At 71.0% G+C, this 13,035-nt stretch carries 12 protein-coding genes; 5 read left to right on the forward strand and 7 right to left on the reverse strand.

The annotated features are described in order from the left end of the window. The first annotated feature begins 28 nt into the window (after positions 1–28). Positions 29–1,447: a maltokinase N-terminal cap-like domain-containing protein gene (locus tag BN159_RS14470; RefSeq protein WP_015657724.1), complete on the forward strand. Its 1,419-nt coding sequence runs from the start codon at positions 29–31 to the stop codon at positions 1,445–1,447. After that, on the forward strand, positions 1,444–3,960 hold the full coding sequence (gene glgB, locus BN159_RS14475; RefSeq protein WP_015657725.1) for a 1,4-alpha-glucan branching enzyme: 2,517 nt from the start codon (positions 1,444–1,446) through the stop codon (positions 3,958–3,960). The genes BN159_RS14470 and glgB overlap by 4 nt, the downstream gene beginning before the upstream one ends. Positions 3,961–4,123: 163 nt before the next feature. Here the strand turns inward: glgB and BN159_RS14480 are convergent, their stop codons facing one another. From BN159_RS14480 to BN159_RS14495, 4 genes are all read right to left on the reverse strand, one after another. Beyond that, complete coding sequence (locus BN159_RS14480) at positions 4,124–6,340, reverse strand: HelD family protein (protein ID WP_041819295.1); 2,217 nt, start codon at positions 6,338–6,340, stop codon at positions 4,124–4,126. Between the two features lie 167 nt (positions 6,341–6,507). Further along, positions 6,508–6,822: a thioredoxin family protein gene (locus BN159_RS14485; protein WP_041821348.1), complete on the reverse strand. Its 315-nt coding sequence runs from the start codon at positions 6,820–6,822 to the stop codon at positions 6,508–6,510. 5 nt (positions 6,823–6,827) lie between these two features. After that, positions 6,828–7,199, reverse strand: a complete 372-nt coding sequence (locus BN159_RS14490) for a MerR family transcriptional regulator (protein WP_015657728.1) — start codon at positions 7,197–7,199, stop codon at positions 6,828–6,830. A gap of 48 nt (positions 7,200–7,247) precedes the next feature. Next, complete coding sequence (locus BN159_RS14495; RefSeq protein WP_015657729.1) at positions 7,248–7,757, reverse strand: Lrp/AsnC family transcriptional regulator; 510 nt, start codon at positions 7,755–7,757, stop codon at positions 7,248–7,250. A gap of 45 nt (positions 7,758–7,802) precedes the next feature. Between BN159_RS14495 and BN159_RS14500 the strand changes: the two genes are divergently transcribed. Then, positions 7,803–8,717, forward strand: a complete 915-nt coding sequence (locus BN159_RS14500) for an NAD-dependent epimerase/dehydratase family protein (RefSeq protein ID WP_015657730.1) — start codon at positions 7,803–7,805, stop codon at positions 8,715–8,717. A gap of 1 nt (position 8,718) precedes the next feature. Then, complete coding sequence (locus tag BN159_RS14505) at positions 8,719–9,618, forward strand: aldo/keto reductase (protein ID WP_015657731.1); 900 nt, start codon at positions 8,719–8,721, stop codon at positions 9,616–9,618. Here the strand turns inward: BN159_RS14505 and BN159_RS14510 are convergent. The 3 genes from BN159_RS14510 to BN159_RS14520 all read right to left on the reverse strand — a co-directional run bounded on the left by BN159_RS14510 (position 9,605) and on the right by BN159_RS14520 (position 12,481). Beyond that, on the reverse strand, positions 9,605–10,249 hold the full coding sequence (locus tag BN159_RS14510) for a TetR/AcrR family transcriptional regulator (RefSeq protein ID WP_015657732.1): 645 nt from the start codon (positions 10,247–10,249) through the stop codon (positions 9,605–9,607). The two genes, BN159_RS14505 and BN159_RS14510, sit on opposite strands and share 14 nt — an antisense overlap. Positions 10,250–10,307: 58 nt before the next feature. Then, positions 10,308–11,756 carry an AAA family ATPase gene (locus BN159_RS14515; protein ID WP_015657733.1) on the reverse strand — a complete coding sequence of 483 codons (1,449 nt, stop codon included), beginning with the start codon at positions 11,754–11,756 and terminating at the stop codon, positions 10,308–10,310. 98 nt (positions 11,757–11,854) lie between these two features. Then, the gene (locus BN159_RS14520) at positions 11,855–12,481 is read right to left on the reverse strand and encodes a maleylpyruvate isomerase family mycothiol-dependent enzyme (protein WP_015657734.1); all 627 of its coding nucleotides are present in this window, start codon (positions 12,479–12,481) and stop codon (positions 11,855–11,857) included. A 53-nt stretch (positions 12,482–12,534) separates the two neighbouring features. Between BN159_RS14520 and BN159_RS14525 the strand changes: the two genes are divergently transcribed. Continuing rightward, positions 12,535–12,984 carry a MarR family winged helix-turn-helix transcriptional regulator gene (locus BN159_RS14525; RefSeq protein ID WP_015657735.1) on the forward strand — a complete coding sequence of 150 codons (450 nt, stop codon included), beginning with the start codon at positions 12,535–12,537 and terminating at the stop codon, positions 12,982–12,984. The last annotated feature ends 51 nt before the right edge of the window (positions 12,985–13,035 follow it).

Here is a 13,035-nt window from a genome sequence, read left to right on the forward strand (position 1 = left end):
ACCACTCCCGGGGAAAGGACACGACGTCATGTCGGACTCCGTCAGCCGTACCCTCACCTCGACTCCGGGACTTCTGGCGTCCCTTGATCCGCTGCTGCGGGAGTGGCTGCCACGGCAGCGGTGGTTCGCCGGGAAGGGCCGCCCGGTCACCGGGTTCTCTCTGGTCAGCGCGATCGAACTGATGCCGGCCGACAGCAGGCTCGGCCTGTACCACCTGTTGGTACGCGCTCAGCAGTCCCCCGTGCCCGGCGACTGCTACCAGCTCCTCATAGGTGTGCGCGAGGCGCTGCCGCCCCGGCTGGCGCCCGCGCTGATCGGCCATGTGGAAGAGGGCCCGCTCGCCGGACGCACGGTGTACGAGGCCCTGTACGACCCCCGGCCCGCCGAGGTGCTCCTGGAGGCGCTGCGCAGCCGGGCCCGCATCGGCGGGCTCCTCTTCGAACGGGAGCCCGACCAGGAGATCCGCCCGGGTCTGGTGCCGCGGATGGTGACCGCCGAGCAGTCCAACTCCTCGATCGTCTACGGCGACACCTTCATCCTGAAGCTGATGCGCCGGGTCGTGCCCGGCGTCAACCCCGACCTGGAGCTGCCGCTCGCGCTGGCCCGCGAGGGCTGCCCCCGGGTACCGCCGCCGACCGCGTGGATACGGGCGGAGCTGGCCGGGGAGCCGTATGTGCTCGGGGTGCTCCAGCCCTTTGTGCAGGGCGCCTCGGACGGCTGGGAGCTGGCGCTGCGCGAGCTGGCCAAGGGCGAGGACTTCGCCACGGAGGCCCGGGCGCTCGGGCGGGCCACCGCCGAGGTGCACACCGCACTGGCCCGCACGCTGCCCACGGTCACCCTCGGCCACACCCAGCTGGAGCTGATGACCGCGGGCATGGTGGACCGGCTGGAGGCGGCCACACAGGCGGTGCCCGCGCTGCGGCCGTACGCCCCCGGGCTGCGGTCCGCGTTCGAGGCGCTGGCCGCGCTGGCGGCCGAGGGCCGCACCTGGACCGCCCAGCGGGTGCACGGCGATCTGCACCTGGGCCAGTGTCTGCGCTCGCCCGCCGGTCAGTGGTGGCTGATCGACTTCGAGGGCGAACCGGCCAAATCGCTCACGGAACGGCGGCTGCCGCAGCCCCCGCTGCGGGACATCGCCGGGATGCTGCGCTCCTTCGACTACGCGGCCCACTCGGCCGACCCGCCGGCACCGGGCTGGGCCGAGTCCTGCCGGGCCGCGTACTGCTCCGGATACGCCGAGGTCTCCGGCGTCGATCCCCGTACCGACCCCGTGCTGCTGCGGGCGTGCGAGACGGACAAGGCGATCTACGAGGTCGTCTACGAGGCCCGCCACCGCCCCGACTGGCTCTCGGTCCCGCTGTCGGCCGTACGCCGTCTCGCCCTGGACGACGGCGCACCTCCCCCTTCCCCGCTCACCTCACCCTCGTCGAGGAGGCCCCACCCGTGACCCCCCGCCCCCCGTCCCCCGGTCCGGATCCACAACAGTCGGCCGAGCGGACGGCCGAGGAGAAGAGCGTCGTGAAGAAGGCGGCGGCGAAGAAGACCGCGGCCGTGACCAAGAAGGCGGTCGCCAAGAAGGCCGCCGCGAAGAAGGCCGCGCCCAAGAAGAAGGCCACGGCCAAGTCGGCCACCGCCGCGAAGGCCCCGGCCAAGAAGGCCGCCGCGAAGAAAGCCACCGCGAAGAAGGCCACCGCGAAGAAGGCGGTGTCCAAGAAGGCGGTGGCCAAGAAGGCTCCCGCCAAGAAGAGCCCCGCCGAGCGGGCCGTGAAGGCACTGCCCGTCGAGGTCGCCGTCTCCCCCGCCGTGGACGCGGACGACCGTGCCCGGCTGATCGCCGGTACCCATCACGCACCGCATGCCGTGCTCGGCGCGCATCCCGTGCCCGGGGGAATCGCCTTCCGGGCCTTCAGGCCGTACGCCCGTTCCGTGACCGTGCTCGCCGGGGAGCTGCGGGCCGGGCTGCACGACGACGGCGGGGGGTTCTTCTCGGGACTGCTGCCGCTGTCGGAGGTGCCGGAGTACCGGATTCTCGTGACGTACGACGGTGCGGAGCTGGAGACCGAGGACCCGTACCGCTTCCTGCCCGCGCTCGGCGAACTCGATCTGCATCTGATCGGCGAGGGTCGCCACGAGCAGCTGTGGAAGGCGCTGGGCGCCGAGCCCATGACCCATCAGGGGGTGACCGGCACCCGGTTCACGGTGTGGGCGCCGAACGCCCGCGGGGTGCGGCTGGCCGGCACCTTCAACTTCTGGGACGGCAGCGGGTTCCCGATGCGCTCGCTGGGCTCGTCCGGGGTGTGGGAGCTGTTCGTTCCGGCCATAGGGGAGGGTGAGCTGTACAAGTTCGAGATCACCCGGCCCGACGGTTCGCACACCCTGCGCGCCGACCCGATGGCCCGCCGCACCGAGGCCCCGCCGAACACCTCGTCGATCGTGCACGCCTCGCACCACGAGTGGCACGACGAGGAGTGGCTGGAGCGGCGCGGTCGGGTGCCGGTGCACGAGGCGCCCTTCTCGGTGTACGAGGTCCATCTGGCGTCCTGGCGCCCGGGTTTGACGTACCGCCAGCTCGCCGAACAGCTCCCGGCGTACGTCAAGGACCTGGGCTTCACCCACGTGGAGCTGATGCCGGTCGCCGAGCATCCCTTCGGCGGTTCCTGGGGCTATCAGGTCACCGGCTTCTACGCGCCGACGGCCCGCCTCGGTACGCCCGACGACTTCAAGTTCCTGGTCGACGCCCTGCACCGGGCGGGCATCGGCGTGCTAATGGACTGGGTCCCGGCGCATTTCCCGCGCGACGACTGGGCATTGGCGGAGTTCGACGGGCGTCCGCTCTACGAGCACGAGGACCCGTTGCGCTCGGCGCATCCCGACTGGGGCACGCTGGAGTTCGACTTCGGGCGCCGCGAGGTGCGCAACTTCCTGGTGGCGAACGCCCTTTACTGGTGCGAGGAGTTCCACATCGACGGGCTGCGGGTGGACGCGGTCGCCTCGATGCTCTACCTCGACTACTCCCGTGAGCCGGGGCAGTGGGTGCCGAATGTGTTCGGCGGGCGGGAGAACCTGGACGCGGTGGCGTTCCTCCAGGAGATGAACGCCACGGTGTACCGGCGGGCGCCGGGTGTGGTGACGATCGCGGAGGAGTCCACCGCCTGGGACGGGGTGACCCGGCCCACCGACAGCGGCGGGCTCGGCTTCGGCCTGAAGTGGAACATGGGCTGGATGCACGACTCGCTGGGCTACCTGTCGCACGAGTCGATCCACCGCAAGTACCACCACCACGAGATGACGTTCTCGATGGTGTACGCGTACAGCGAGAACTACGTGCTGCCGATCTCGCACGACGAAGTCGTCCACGGCAAGCGGTCGTTGGTGTCGAAGATGCCGGGCGACTGGTGGCAGCAGCGCGCGAACCATCGGGCGTATCTGGGCTTCATGTGGGCCCACCCCGGCAAGCAACTCCTCTTCATGGGACAGGAGTTCGCGCAGGGCGCCGAGTGGTCGGAGGCGCACGGTCCGGACTGGTGGCTGCTGGATCCGGCGTACGGCGCGGAGCCGGACCACCGAGGCGTGCGCGATCTGGTCCGGGACCTGAACGCGCTCTATCTGGACACCCCGGCGCTGTGGCAGCGGGACACCGACCCGGCCGGTTTCCGGTGGGTGGCCGGGGACGCGGTGGAGGACAACGTCTTCGCGTTCCTCAGGTACGCCGCCGACGGCACTCCCCTGCTGGCCGTCTCCAACTTCTCGCCGGTGGTACGGCACGACTACCGCCTCGGCGTCCCGGACGAGGTCCCGGCCTGGCACGAAGCGCTCAACACCGACGCGGCACGCTACGGCGGCGGCGACGTCACCAACCCCGACCCCCTGAAGCCGGAACCCCAGGGCCGGCACGGCCAGGCGACGAGCATCCGCCTGACCCTGCCCCCCTTGGCGACGGTGTGGCTCCGCCCCGCCTAGCTTTTCGCCCCCGCCGCCCCCAGACCCCCGCTTCGGCCCTGAAGGGGCCTCGTCCTCAAACGCCGGACGGGCTAAAACCAGCCCCTCCGGCGATTGAGGAGCGGGGTCCAGGGGGCAGAGCCCCCTGGGATGGGGCGGGTAGGGGCGGCGGGGGCGAGGAAGATCAGGCGGGGTCCAGCCCCTCTGGTAGCGGGGCCGTGTGCAGGACTCCCAGCCTCTGCGTGGCTCGGGTCAGGGCAACGTAGAGGTCGCTGGTGCCGTAGTGGGCGGGTTCCACCACCAGTACCGAGTCGAACTCCAGGCCCTTCGCCTGGCGCGGGTCCAGGAGGACGACCGACCGGGTCAGGTCCGGTTCCGCGCCCGCCGTCACGCCGTCCAGGTTCGCGGCGAGCCGCCGATGCAGATCGCGCGGGGCGATGACCGCAAGGCGTCCCTCCGCCGGGGTCAGTTCGGCGACCGCCTTGGCCACCGCGCCGGGCAGGTCGTCCGTGGCGCGGATCCAGGGCCGTACACCGGTCGAGCGCACCGAACTCGGCGGCTCGAAGTCCGGGTTCTCGGCGCGGACCACCCCAGCCGCCAGCTCCATGATCTCGGCCGGGGTGCGGTAGTTGACGCCGAGCCGGGTGTGCTCCCAGCGGTCCTCCACGTACGGCCGGAGGATGTCCGCCCAGGAGCCGACGCCCGCCGCCTCCGCCGTCTGGGCCGGGTCGCCGACCAGGGTCATCGAGCGGGTCGGGCTGCGCCGCATCAGCAGACGCCAGGCCATCGGGGACAGTTCCTGCGCCTCGTCGACGATGATGTGCCCGAACGCCCAGGTGCGGTCGGCCGCCGCGCGCTCGGCGGCGCTGCGGTGGTCGTCCTCCTCCTGCCGCTCGGCGAACCGCTCGGCGTCGATGATGTCGTGCGCCGACAACACCTCGGAGTCCTCGTCCTCCTTGTCGTCGAACTCATAGGTGCGGGAGGCGTACGACACGTCCAGCACGCCCTGCGCATACGCGACTTGCGTCTCCCGCTCGCGCTCGGCCCGCAGCCGCGCCGCCCGGTCGTCGTCGCCGAGCAGCTCGGCCGCCTCGTCGAGCAGCGGTACGTCCGCCACCGTCCACGCCCGGGTCACCGGGCGCCGGATGGCGGCCGCGTCGGCATCGGAGAGGTACCCCTCAGGCTCGGCGAGGAAGTCGGCGACCAGGTGGCGCGGGGACAGCACGGGCCACAACTGGTCGATCGCGGACCAGACTTCGGGGTTCTCGGCCAGCTCGTCGCGGATCTGCGTGATGTCGCTCGGGTCCAGCAGATTCGTACCGTCGTAGGGGTCGGTGCCGATGCGTTCGGCGACCATGTCGGTGAGGGTGTTGAGGATGTGTCCCTCGAAGTACTCGCGGGCCGCGTTGTGCGGCAGCTTCGCCTCGCGAGTGCGCTCGCGGGCGACGCTCACCAGTCCGTCGTCGAGCATCAGGATCTCGCGGTCGTGCTCGATCGCGATCACCGGATCGGGCAGCGTCTGCCGGTCGCGTACGACGGCGGCGAGCACCTCCGCCATGTCGGCGCGGCCCTTCACCGCGGCCGCCTCCGGGGTGTCCGTCGCGGTCGCCCGCACCCCGGGGAACAGTTCACCGACCGTCGCCAGCAGCACGCCGGTCTCGCCGAGCGAGGGCAGCACCTCGCCGATGTAGCCGAGGAAGGCGGGGTTGGGGCCGACGATCAGGACGGCCCGCTTGGCGAGCAGTTCCCGGTGTTCGTAGAGGAGATAGGCGGCCCGGTGCAGAGCGACGGCCGTCTTGCCGGTGCCGGGGCCGCCCTCGACGACCAGGACGCCGCGGTGCGGGGCGCGGATGATCTCGTCCTGCTCGGCCTGGATGGTCTGCACGATGTCGCCCATCCGGCCGGTGCGGGCGGAGTTGAGGGCGGCGAGCAGCACGGCGTCACCGCTCGGGTCCTCGTGGCCCGTGCGCTGCCGGTCCCCGAGATCGAGGAACTCGTCGTGCAGCGCCGTGACCGTACGGCCGCTGGTGCTGATGTGGCGGCGCCTGCGCAGGCCCATCGGAGTGTGGCCGGTGGCCAGGTAGAAGGGGCGGGCGACATCGGCCCGCCAGTCGATCAGGATCGGAGTGCGGGCCGCGTCCTCGGTGCGCAGTCCGACCCGGCCGATGCGGTGCGTGACGCCGGAGGCGAGGTCGATCCGGCCGAAGCAGAGCGAGCCGTCGACCGCGTTCAGCGCGGCGAGCAGCCCGGAGCGTTCGGCGACGAGGATGTCCCGCTCAAGTCGGGCCTGCATGGGCGTGTTGCCCTGGGCGAGCGCGTCAGCGACGGAGGCCTCGGTGTCACCGCGCAGCGCGTCCACGCGCGCATACAGGCCGTCGATGAATTCCTGCTCGCCACGCATTTCATCGTCCGGAAATTCGCTGTTTGACAATTCCACTCCCGCCCAGATATACTGCGCTTACACAGCTTCTTCGCGGCCCAATTCTTTGAAGTCGCGAATCATTGAATATACGCAGAGAAATCCCCCGAGCGCAATTGCTCGGGGGATTTCTTCTGGCCGGAAGTTGTTCAGAGCACCTCGTCCAGCTCCTCCAGCAGCCGCCGCTTGGGCCGGGCGCCCACCATCGCCTTCACCGGCTCCCCGCCGCTGAAGACCATGAAGGTCGGCATCGACAGCACCTTGTAGGCGTTGGTGGTCAGCGGATTGTGGTCCACGTTGAGCTGCACCACCTTCAGCCGGTCGCCCGTCTCGTCGGCGAGCGCCCGCAGCACCGGCCCCATCTGCCGGCACGGCGGGCACCAGTCCGCGGTGAACTCCACCAGCACCGGCAGGTCGGACCCCCTGACCTCCGCCTCGAAGTCGGCGTCCGTCACTTCATTCACCACGGCTACCCTCCCAGTTCGCACTTCGGATCCTCGGCGAGCGCGAGCCGCACCCCGATCTTCGCCCGCACGGCCACCAGCTCGCCGATCAGCGCGTCGAGTTCGTCCAGCTTGCGCCGGTAGACCGCGAGCGAGGCCGGACAGGCGTCGCCCTCGGGATGCCCGGCCCGCAGGCACTCCACGAAGGGCCGGGTCTCCTCCAGGTCGAACCCGAAGTCCTGGAGCGTCCTGATCTGCCGCAGCAGCTTCAGATCGCTCTCGTCGTAGGTCCGGTAGCCATTGCCGGTGCGCCGCGCGGGCAGCAGTCCGCGGGACTCGTAGTACCGAAGCGTCCGGGTCGTCGTCCCGGCCCGCTCGGCCAGCTCGCCGATTCGCATGCGTACGAACGTAAGCCTTGACCCCGGCGTCAAGGCAACAGCGATCGGTCAGGGCAACAGCGGTTTGCGCTCCACGGGAGAGGTGAGCACGATCGACGTGGTCGTGCGGCCGAGCGCGGAGACCTCTTCGAGGACCTCCTCCAGATGGACCGTGTCATGGACGGCGACCTTGAGGATCCAGCAGTCCTCGCCGACGACGTGATGCACCTCGGTGATCTCGGGGCGCTCGATCAGCTCCAGGGTCCGCGGGTGCTTCAGGTTGTAGCCGCCGTGCGGATTGACCCGGATGAACGCCTGGATGCCGTAGCCGAGCCGGGACGGGACGACCTGGGCGCCGTAGCCGCTGATCACGCCCGCCGCCTCCAGTCGGCGCACCCGCTCGGTGACCGCCGCCGGGCTCAGCCGCACCCGGCGGCCCAGCTCGCTGAGCTTGATCCGGCCGTCCGTCTGGAGGAGGACGAGGATCTGCCGGTCCAACGCGTCGAAGGCCACCGATGTTTCCTCGGCGATGGCGCGCGGACGCCGAGGTTCTTTTGGCGTGACTGCCTGAACTCCCATGGTTCCCCCTTCAGAACGCGGTGCTGCGCAAAGAGAATTATGGACATGGAAAAGGCACGAGAGGTACTCGTCATCGGTGGCAACCGCTACTTCGGCAAGCGGCTGATCCGGCGCCTGCTGGCCGCCGGTGACCGGGTCACGGTCCTCAACCGCGGCTCCGCCGCACCGCCTGCCGGCGCCCGGCATCTCGTCGCCGACCGCGACGACGAGAACTCCCTGCGCGAGGCGCTCGGTTCCCGCACCTTCGACGTCGTCGTCGACCAGGTCTGCTACACGCCACGGCAAGCGGCCCTGGCCCGACGGGTGTTCGCGGGGCGCACCCGGCGGTACGTGATGACCTCGACGGTCGAGGTGTACGAGTACGAGGACTCCCCCGCCGCCCTGGTCCCGGAGTCGGCCGTCGACCCGCGCACGGTCGCGGTCGACCTCGAACTCCCGTGGGACGACCCGGAGTTCCTGGACTCCCACTACGGCGAGGGCAAGCGCCAGGCGGAGGCGGTCCTCGCCGCGGACCCCGCCTTCCCGTACGTGGCCGTCCGCGTCGCCCATGTGCTGGGCGGCGACGACGACTTCACGGGACGGCTCGCCCACTACGCGGACCGGATCCGCACGGGCGCACCGATCGCGGTCCCGCTCGTGAACCGCCCCGCCACCTACATCCACGTCGAGGAGATCGCCGACTTTCTGGCCTGGGCGGCGGGCGCGGACTTCACCGGCCCGGTCAACGCCGCCTCCCACGGCCTGCTGAGCACCGAGGACCTGTGCGAGGCGGTCGCGGCACGACTGCCCGGGGGCCGGGTGGAGCTGCGCACCGTCGAGGTCGGCGAGGTCTCCCCGCTCTCCTTCGCCCGTTCCTACGGCATGGACAACACCCGGGCCGGCCGACTCGGCTTCACCTTCGGCGAGGTACATCAATGGCTGCCCAAGGCGGTCGCCGAGACCCTCGGAGGGGGTGACTGACATGCGGTATCGCACACTTGGGGACGTACGCGTGAGCGCGATCGGGCTCGGCGCGATGCCGCTGTCCATCGAGGGGCGACCGGACGAGCGGCGGGCCCTGGCCACCGTGCACGCGGCGCTGGACGCCGGGGTGACCCTGCTGGACACGGCCGACTCCTACCATCTGCCCGGCGAGGCTCCCGGCCACAACGAACTGCTGGTCGCGAGGGCGCTCGCCACGTACGGCGGCCGCCCGGACGACGTGCTGGTGGCCACGAAGGGCGGCAGAGGCCGTCCCGCCGACGGCAGTTGGACGGTGAACGGCGACCCTGACTGGCTGCGGTCGGCGGCGGAGGCCTCCCTGAAGCGGCTGGGCGTGGAGTCGATCGGCCTCTACCAGCTCCACAAGCCCGATCCCTCGGTCCCCTTTGAGGAATCGGTGGGCGCGCTGAGGGAGTTGGCCGAGGAAGGCAAGGTCCGGCTCGTCGGGATCTCCAACACGGACGTCGACCAGATCCGCGCCGCCCACGGGATCCTCGGCGACCGGCTGGTGTCGGTGCAGAACCGCTACTCGCCCGCGGTCCGGGACAGCGAGGCGGAGCTGAGGCTGTGCGCGGAACTGGGGCTCGCGTTCCTGCCGTGGAGTCCGCTGGGCGGCATCTCACGCAGCTCCCTGGACGGGCCGTCGCGGCTGGCGGGTGGCGCGGCCGGCCCCTTGGAGGCGTTCCACGCTGTGGCGCGGGAGCGGGGGGTAAGCGCTCAACAGGTGTGTCTGGCCTGGCTGTTGAGCCTGTCTCCGACTGTCGTCCCGATCCCCGGGGCAAGTCGTCCGGAGACGATCCGGGACTCGGCGGGGGCGGCGGACCTGGTGCTGAGCGCGCCGGAGCGGGCGCGGCTCGACGAGGCCGTCAGGAACCGGTGAGGGACCGGGTCTCGGCGGCGTACAGCTCGGCGGGGTCGAAGCCCATACCGGTGAAGTGCCCGGCGAGTTCGAGGGACAGTACGCCGTGCAGCCGGGTCCAGAAGGTGAGCGCGCGATGCAGGGCGGCGGCCGGGGCCGGGTGATCGCCCGCCCAGAAACGGTGCTCGGCGATATGCGCGTTGAAGGGGTCGTCCGGAGCCTCCTCGGACGCGGCGGCGTCGAGGAGTACGGCCATGATCTCGGAGGCGATCAGGGTGGTGTCCGGGGGTGCCTGGTAGCCGGGGACGGGTGTGCCGTAGACCAGGAAGTACCGCTGGGGGTCTTCCAGGGCCCAGTCGCGCAGGGTCGCGGCGAGGCCCGCAAGGTCGGTGCCCGCTTTGGCGGCGGCCTGGCAGCGGTCGGCGAGGCTGCGGTAGGCGTCCCTGATCAGCTCGGTGATCAGCTCGTCCCGGTTGGCGAAGTACCGGTAGAGGGCGGGGCCGCTCATGCCCATCTGCTTGGCGATGGCATTGAGGGAGAGGGCGGAGGCCCCGGCACCGGCGATCTGCTCCCAGGCCCGGCTCTTGATCTCGTCCCGGACCTGGGCGCGGTAGCGGGCGCGGGGGGTGCTCGGGGGCGAAGTGGGGGGCATGTCCGCCTCCTGACCGGTGGGGGTGATGGCCGCTGATGGCTATACCATCAAGGTTTTGCTAGACGCTATCACCAGTAGAGGTCCCCCGCACCTCCTCCGCCTCCTTGCCCCGGACGCCGAGGAGTCTGCGGGTGAGGTGGTCGCGGTCGGAGAGGAGTTCGTCGAGGGCGGCGCGCAGGTCGGACGGGTGAGTGCGGTCGGCGTCGCGTTCCGCGGCGAGCAGGACGGCACGGCGGACCAGTTCCTTGGTGAAGGAGGCGGTCGTGCCGTCGGTGCGGGCCACGACCTCCCCGGTGATGTCCTCGCCGAGGCCGAGTCCGGCGCCGTAGAGGTCGAGGAGGCGGGCGCGGCCGTCGGCGTCCGGGAGGGGGATCTCCACGGCGAGGTCCACTCGGCCGGGACGCTGGACGAGGGCCGGCTCCAGGAGGTCGGCGCGGTTGGTGGTGAGCAGGAAGGCGACGTCCGCATCGTCGCCGAGGCCGTCCATCTCGTTGAGGACCTGGAAGAGGAGGGGCTGGTCGCCGTTCGCGTAGTCGCGGGCCTCGGCGATCAGGTCGCAGTCCTCCAGGACGACCAGGGCGGGCTGGAGCATACGGGCGAGCGCGCAGGCCGGGCCGATCGCGGAGATGCTGGTGCCGGCGAGGACGACGACCGTGAACTCCGGGAGGTGGGAGAGGAGATAGCGGATGGTGTGGGTCTTGCCGGTGCCGGGCGGGCCGTAGAGGAGGAGCCCGCGACGCAGATGCTGGCCGGCGGCGCGGAGCCGGTCGCGGCGGCGGGCGACGCCGACGACCTGGCGTTCGACGCGGTCCAGGAGGCCGGTGGGCAGGACGATGTCGTCGCGGGTGAGGGCGGGGCGGGGGTGGAAGCGGAACGGGCCGAGGCCGTGGCGGAATTCGGAGCCCTCGAAGGAGAGGACCTGGCCGCGGAAGATGTTGTGCTCGCGGATGAGGCGGTCGATGTCGGCGAGGAGTCGGTCGGCGAAGTCGGTGTCGGCGGTGAGGACTTCGAGTTCGACCTTGTTGCGGCCGTACTCGTCCTGGGGGCCGCGGAGGAGGACGGCGAAGCGGTCGTCGTGGTCGGTGCCGAGGTAGAAGCCGCAGGAGACGCAGGCGAGTTCCTCGTCGGCGGAGACGGGGAGGCTGGCGTAGGCGACGGCGCCGATGGTGAAACGGTCGTAGCGGTCGGCGGCTTCCAGGATGTCGCCGAGGGTGAGGTCGCCGTGGTGTTGGGAGCCGCGGAGGCCGATGAGGTCGTGGGTGCGGCCGGGTTGGGCGAACCAGCGTTCCAGGGCGAGGTGGACGTTGGGGAGGTCGTACGGGGCGTAGGCGGCCTTGACGACGGGGCGGTCGGTGGGGGTGGTGCCGAGGTGGGCGCGGAGGCGGTTGCCCAGGTTGCGGGCGGGATCGTGGGCGTCGGTGCGGCTGGGGTGGGCTACGGCGGTGAGGAACTCGTAGAACAGTTCACTGACTCGATCGAGGTCGAGGGGCTGCTCCGGCTCGCTCATACGGCTGCCTCCGGGGTCCGATTCACACCGAGGTGTCCCACAGTGCGACCGAACCCAGACCCGGGTCAAAGCATTTCCTCGCCCCCGCGCGCTCACTCTCAGGCGCCGGCCCTGTCGGCAGAGGGCTCCGTAGGGGTTCGGCCCGTCAACAGGAGTAGCAGGCTTGCGATGGGGGCTCTGATCTCCTTGCCCTCTCCGGCCGTCCAGTCGATGTCCGTTGCCACCAGGCGGGCCTTGGGGAGGGGCCAGGGGCGCAGAGGGAAGCGCATTGTGCAGACTCGGTCCGCCGCGTCCCGGGCCGCCGCCGGAGGCATGTCGCGGTGGAGGCCGAGAGCCAGGGCGATGTCCTGACCGTGGACCAGGATGTCCAGGAGGGGTTCGCGGGGTGTGGTCGTGGGGGCCAGGCGACGGGAGCCGACGATCGCACGGAGGTTCGACACGATCTCCGCCGTCGGCCGAGCCGCCTCGCGCACCGCCGTGTCGTGGATCAGGCGGTCCATGTTGCCCCTCGCCCGCACCCAGTCCCGCACCAGATCGCCGTACGAGAAGCGGGACGCCAGGGTCAGATGCGCCGCCACGTCGCGTACCCGCCAGTCGCCGCACGCCGTCGGGGTTTCCCAGCCGGACGGGGGCAGGGATTCGAGGAGGTCCGCCAGGGTCGTCCGTTGCTCGTCGACGATCCGCCAGCGCTCGTCCGTCTCCAGGACCACGGCCACAGGAATCACCACCCGCTCAAGTGGTAAGCTTCACTGACCAAATTAGTCAGAGAGGCTGACTGGTGTCAAGCGAGCTCAACACCGGCGTACTGCTCTTCCTCCCCTACCGTGCCCTGGAGAACCGCGTCTTCGCCGCCCTCGCCGAGGCAGGCTTCGACGACTTCACCCCGGCCCAGGCCCGGGTCATGCAGCGCATCGGACCCGACGGAACCCGGCTCACCGACCTGGCCGAGCAGGCGCAGGTCACCAAGCAGACGGCGGGGTTCCTGGTCGACCAGCTGGAGAAGTCCGGGTACGTGCGGCGCGTACCGGACCCCACCGACAGGCGGGCCCGCCTGGTCTGCGTCGCGGAAAAGGCGTCGGCGGCCAAGGAGGTCGCCGACGCCGTGGTCGCGCAGGTCGAGCGGGAATGGGAAGAGCACCTCGGCAGGCTGCGGATGAGGCAGCTGCGCGAGGCGCTCACTCTGCTCAGGGAGATCACCGATCCCTGGGCACCCGGCGGGGGCGAATAGACCGAGCGGTCAGGCCAACGGGGGGGAGTGCCTGACCGCTCGGGGTCCATC

Source organism: Streptomyces davaonensis JCM 4913, from assembly GCF_000349325.1.
Classification (GTDB): Bacteria; Actinomycetota; Actinomycetes; order Streptomycetales; family Streptomycetaceae; genus Streptomyces; species Streptomyces davaonensis.